Below are 4,606 nucleotides of genomic sequence, written 5' to 3'. Positions count from 1 at the left end.
CGCGCGTGACCCGCGAAGACAACCTGCGCGACCTGATGGCCGCCTACGACCGGCTGCTCTCCCACCCGGCCATCGACACCTCGGCGGTCGCGGTGGTGGGCACCAGTTACGGCGGCTACCTGGCGGCCATCCTCACCTCGATGCGCCCGGTGCGTTGGCTGGCGCTGCGCGTGCCAGCCTTGTATCGCGACCAGGAATGGCTCAAGCCCAAGCGCGATCTGGATAAGGTCGATTTGATGGATTACCGCAACACCCTGGTGCAGGCCGAAACCAACCGTGCGCTGCACGCCTGCGCGGCATTCAGCGGCGATGTGCTGATCGTCGAATCGGAAACCGACGACCATGTGCCCCACACCACCATCATGAGCTACCGAGCGGCGTGCCGGCAGACCCATTCCCTGACCCACCGCATCATCGATGGCGCTGACCACTCCTTGAGCGACCCGGTGTCCCAGCAGGCCTACACGTCGATCCTGGTGGACTGGATTACCGAAATGGTGGTGGGGGAGCGGTTGAGCATTATTCAATCTCGATAATGGCTTCAGCCCGCCGGCGATCAGCAGCGTGCGCCACTTGAAGTCGCCCAGGGGCTGGAGCACTTCGCTCCAGTCGAGCCGCAAGCTGAGGTGCCGGCTTCGGTGCTGGTGACGGGGCAGTCGCTGACTCAACGATTGAGCCTGGGCTGACGCCATCGCGAGCACGCCCTCAAAGTGAGCACTACAACGTGCAAGCCCGCACTTTATCCGTGACGGTTGCGCTACAAACCCGCAAAATGCAACGATTCTGGCAAATACCCACGGCAAGGCTCAAACGCCTGTCGATACTAACCATCGTTCCAAACAGACCGGGCCTGCTCAATCTATGCGAATGCGCCTTATGTTATTGGGCGGCGGGAATGCCCTCGGGCAGGCGCTGATTCGCCTCGGTGCAGAGGAAGACATCGGTTTCCTCGCCCCCAAACCGCCCCAAGACGGCTGGGATGCCGCGAGCCTTACCCAATTGCTCGACGACACCCGTCCCGATGCGTTGATCAACCTCGCCTACTATTTCGACTGGTTCCAGGCCGAAGCGGTCAGCGAAAGCCGTCTGGCCGCCCAGGAGTCTGCGATCGAACGCCTGGCCGAACTGTGCCAGCACCACAACATCACGTTGGTCCAACCGTCCAGCTACCGCGTATTCGATGGCTCCCGCGCCACCGCCTACAGCGAAAAGGACGAGCCGGTGCCCCTGGGCCTGCGCGGCCAGGCGTTGTGGCGTATCGAGCAAAGCGTGCGCGCCACGTGCCCGCAGCATGTGTTGCTGCGCTTTGGCTGGCTGCTGGATGACAGTGTCGACGGCACCCTCGGGCGTTTCCTGGCGCGGGCCGAGAAGACTGAAGAATTGCTGATGGCCGACGACCGTCGCGGCAACCCGACGCCGGTGGACGATGCAGCGCGGGTGATCATCTCCGTGCTCAAGCAACTCGATTGTGCGGCGCCGCTGTGGGGCACTTATCACTACGCCGGTCACGAGGCGACCACGCCGTTGGCGCTGGGCCAGGCAATCCTCACCGAAGCGCGCAGCTTCCGTGCGCTGGCCATCGAAGCCCCCACCGCCCAGGCCCATGCGGCTCGGCCGGATGCCGGTGAGGAACCGCAACACGCGGTGCTGGCCTGCAAGAAAATCCTGCATACCTTCGGCATCAAGCCACGGGCGTGGCGGGCGGGGTTGCCGGCGTTGCTGGATCGGTTCTACCGCCGTAGCTGAAACACCCCAAAGCAAAATGTGGGAGGGGGCTTGCTCCCGATAGCGCCGTCAGTCAACAGATTCATTGACTGAGCCACTGCTATCGGGGGCAAGCCCCCTCCCACATTGTTTTGTAGCGTATGTTCGATATCGCTTAGAACTTGTAGCCGATACCAACCATGTAAACGAGCGGGTCAACGTCCACATTGACCTTGGCGCGGGTGCCTTGGCCCAGGGCGTTGTTGTCCACGGTGGCCGTGGTGCTGATGTCGATATAACGTACCTGGCCGTTGATCATCCACTTGTCGGTGATCATGTAGTCGGCGCCGATCTGCGCGGCCCAGCCCCAGGAGTTCTCAGCCTTGAAGTTGCTGAAACCGTTTTGTTTCGCGGTGCCGCTGAGGCTCTCGTCATAGATCCAGGTGTAGTTGATACCGGCACCCACATAGGGTTGGAACTTCGACGCGCTGTCCAGCGGGTAGTACACGACGCTCAGGGTTGGCGGCAGTTGTTTCAGGGAGCCGAGCTTACCGTTGGCTGCGCCCACAGAGGTGCCCTTGAGCTTCACGTCATGCGAGAACGGGGAGGCCGCCAGCAGTTCGATACCCCAGTGGCTGGTGAACATGTAAGCGAAGTTCAGACCCAGTTGCGTGTCGCTGCTCAAGGTCGCTTTGCCACCCAGGTTGGCGCCGCTCAATGGACCCTGGTCAACTTTGACGTTGCCGCTGTCGGTATTCGGGTTCACGGTGATTGCACCGGCACGAACCAGGATGTCACCGGCCTCGTAAGCGTGGGCAACAGGGGCAGCGAGGGCGAGGGCGAAAAGGGACGCACCGAGCAGAGACTTGTTCATGGGAGCTCCAGAGGACATTTAAAGGTTGTACATCCAATGGTAAAGATCGTTCCGCTTGGTCTTTTGACACAGCTCAATGAAAGGGTGATAAGCGCTATTCCGGCAGTTCGTAGATGTAAATCTTCTCGGCGTCCATTTGGTAGCCCGCGTCGGCCAACTCACTGGACGACGGTTTGACCTGCATCGCGCCCTCGATCCAATACGGCTGATACAGCTCATCGAGCTTCACGCCGACTTCGCTTTTCACATGCACGATTTGGTTCGACGGCGGCGGCGGTACGTGGATGCACGCGCCGAAATACGGCACCAGCAGGAACTCGGTGGTGCGGCCTTCTTCACTGACCTCCAGCGGCACGATATAGCCCGGCAGGCGGATATGTTGGCCGTCGAGGCTCTGCACCACCGGCGCGTTGGGCAAGTCCTGCTTGGCCGCTGGTGCGGCCTCGACCGACAAGGCATCGGCCATCTTCGACAGGTTGTGCAGCGGTTTCATATTGGGGACTTCCGGCGGCGCGTCCGGCGGAATCATCTCCTGCCAGGACAAATCCTTGGGCTGATCCTCCGCCCAGGCGGGCGCGGCCAGCAGCAACAACAGGGTAAACAGGGCACGACGCATCGAAGCCTTCCTCATAAACGTATGGACAGGCCATCGGCCAAGGATTGTCGATAGGCACGCCACGCGGGCACGCTGCCCATCAGCAGCGCCGCCGCCAGGATACCGGCGAGCAAGGTCCACTCATATTCGCTGGGCCAGGCCATCGGCAGGTCCAGGCCGTAGTTGGCCTGCAAATACCCGCGCGAAGCCGCGATGCACACGTACAGCAAACCCACGCCTGCGATCACACCGGACAGCGCCAGGGCAAAGGCTTCGAAGATCAGCAGCGTCGCGATATGCCAGGGCCGTGCGCCCACCGAGCGCAGGATCGCCATTTCGCGACGGCGCTCGTTGAGGCTGGTGAGAATCGCGGTGAGCATGCCGATCAAGCCGGTCAGCACCACGAACAGCGAGATCACGAACAACGCCTTTTCCGCAGTGCCCATCATGCTCCACAGCTCTTGCAGCGCCACGCCGGGCAGAATCGCCAGCATCGGCTCGCCGCGGAATTCATTGATCTCGCGCTGCAGGGCGAAGGTGGAAATCTTGTTGTTCAACCCGAGCATGAAGGCGGTGATCGCTTGCGGGGTCAGGTCCATGTTGCGCGCCTGATCGGCACTGATGCGGCCTTTGCCCTGGGCGGGTACGCCGTTGTGCCAGTCGATATGGATCGCTTCCATGCCGCCGAGGCTGATATGCAGCGTGCGGTCCACCGGGGTGCCGGTGCGCTTGAGGATGCCGACCACGGTGAACGGTTTGTCATCGTGCTTGACCAGGCTGACCACCGCCACGCCGTGGGCCAGCACCAGCTTGTCGCCGAGCTTGTAGTGCAGCGCTTCGGCGACTTCGGCGCCGAGCACCACTTCGAACGGATCGGTGGCGAAGGCGCGGCCGCTGGCCAGCTCGAGGTTTTGCTTGCGGCCGTACTGGTAGTGCTCGAAGTAGGACGCGTTGGTGCCCATCACCCGGTAGCCGCGATGGGAGTCGCCGAGGGACATCGGAATGGCCCATTTCACCTGGGGGCTGGCGGCGAAGTGTTCGTAGCTGTCCCAGCGGATATTGTTGGTCGCGTTGCCGATGCGGAACACTGAATACAGCAGCAGGTTGACCGAACCGGAGCGCGCGCCGACGATCAGGTCGGTGCCGCTGATGGTGCTGGCGAAACTGTTGCGCGCTTCAACGCGCACCCGCTCCACAGCCAACAGCAGGCACACCGAGAGGGCGATGGCGAAGGCGGTGAGGATCGCGGTAAAGCGGCGGTTAGCCAGGCTGGCCATGGCTAGACGGAACAGATACATCTCAAACCTCTGCGGCCGAATGAGACGCTGCGTCTCACGCGGGGCAGTTGGTCAGGCCGCCCTTGTCCCTGTGCGCGCATGCGCGCTTAATGGCGGGCATAACAACAAAGATCGAGAACCGGAGGCCTTATGCTC

5 protein-coding genes are annotated in these 4,606 nt (G+C 62.2%); 2 read left to right on the top strand and 3 right to left on the bottom strand.

What is annotated here, in order from left to right; genetic code table 11:
- Both L9Z73_RS25810 and L9Z73_RS25805 read left to right on the top strand, forming a co-directional pair.
- Positions 1-536, top strand: a 536-nt coding sequence (locus L9Z73_RS25810; protein WP_247407215.1) for an alpha/beta hydrolase family protein, incomplete at its 5' end; no start/stop codon positions are given.
- 325 nt (positions 537-861) lie between these two features.
- Positions 862-1,746, top strand: coding sequence for a sugar nucleotide-binding protein (locus L9Z73_RS25805; RefSeq protein WP_247407214.1), 885 nt, complete (start codon positions 862-864; stop codon positions 1,744-1,746).
- A gap of 133 nt (positions 1,747-1,879) precedes the next feature.
- Here the strand turns inward: L9Z73_RS25805 and L9Z73_RS25800 are convergent, their stop codons facing one another.
- From L9Z73_RS25800 to L9Z73_RS25790, 3 genes are all read right to left on the bottom strand, one after another.
- The gene (locus L9Z73_RS25800; RefSeq protein WP_247407213.1) at positions 1,880-2,578 is read right to left on the bottom strand and encodes an OmpW/AlkL family protein; all 699 of its coding nucleotides are present in this window, start codon (positions 2,576-2,578) and stop codon (positions 1,880-1,882) included.
- Positions 2,579-2,672: 94 nt separating this feature from the next.
- Positions 2,673-3,194, bottom strand: coding sequence for a DUF3299 domain-containing protein (locus tag L9Z73_RS25795; protein ID WP_247407212.1), 522 nt, complete (start codon positions 3,192-3,194; stop codon positions 2,673-2,675).
- Between the two features lie 11 nt (positions 3,195-3,205).
- The gene (locus L9Z73_RS25790; protein ID WP_247407211.1) at positions 3,206-4,471 is read right to left on the bottom strand and encodes an ABC transporter permease; all 1,266 of its coding nucleotides are present in this window, start codon (positions 4,469-4,471) and stop codon (positions 3,206-3,208) included.
- Positions 4,472-4,606: the final 135 nt, after the last annotated feature.

Origin of the sequence: Pseudomonas emilianonis, assembly GCF_023072625.1 — a bacterium.
GTDB lineage: Bacteria > Pseudomonadota > Gammaproteobacteria > Pseudomonadales > Pseudomonadaceae > Aquipseudomonas > Aquipseudomonas paraveronii.
Note: the sequence above shows the minus strand (reverse complement) of the source record. Positions and strands in the feature narration are given on the sequence as shown.

Bases quoted from the DNA above. Each gene is read 5' to 3' on its own strand.
- L9Z73_RS25805 (WP_247407214.1), top strand. From the start codon at position 862: ATGCGAATGCGCCTTATGTTATTGGGCGGCGGGAATGCCCTCGGGCAG.
- L9Z73_RS25800 (WP_247407213.1), bottom strand. From the start codon at position 2,578: ATGAACAAGTCTCTGCTCGGTGCGTCCCTTTTCGCCCTCGCCCTCGCT.
- L9Z73_RS25795 (WP_247407212.1), bottom strand. From the start codon at position 3,194: ATGCGTCGTGCCCTGTTTACCCTGTTGTTGCTGCTGGCCGCGCCCGCC.
- L9Z73_RS25790 (WP_247407211.1), bottom strand. From the start codon at position 4,471: ATGTATCTGTTCCGTCTAGCCATGGCCAGCCTGGCTAACCGCCGCTTT.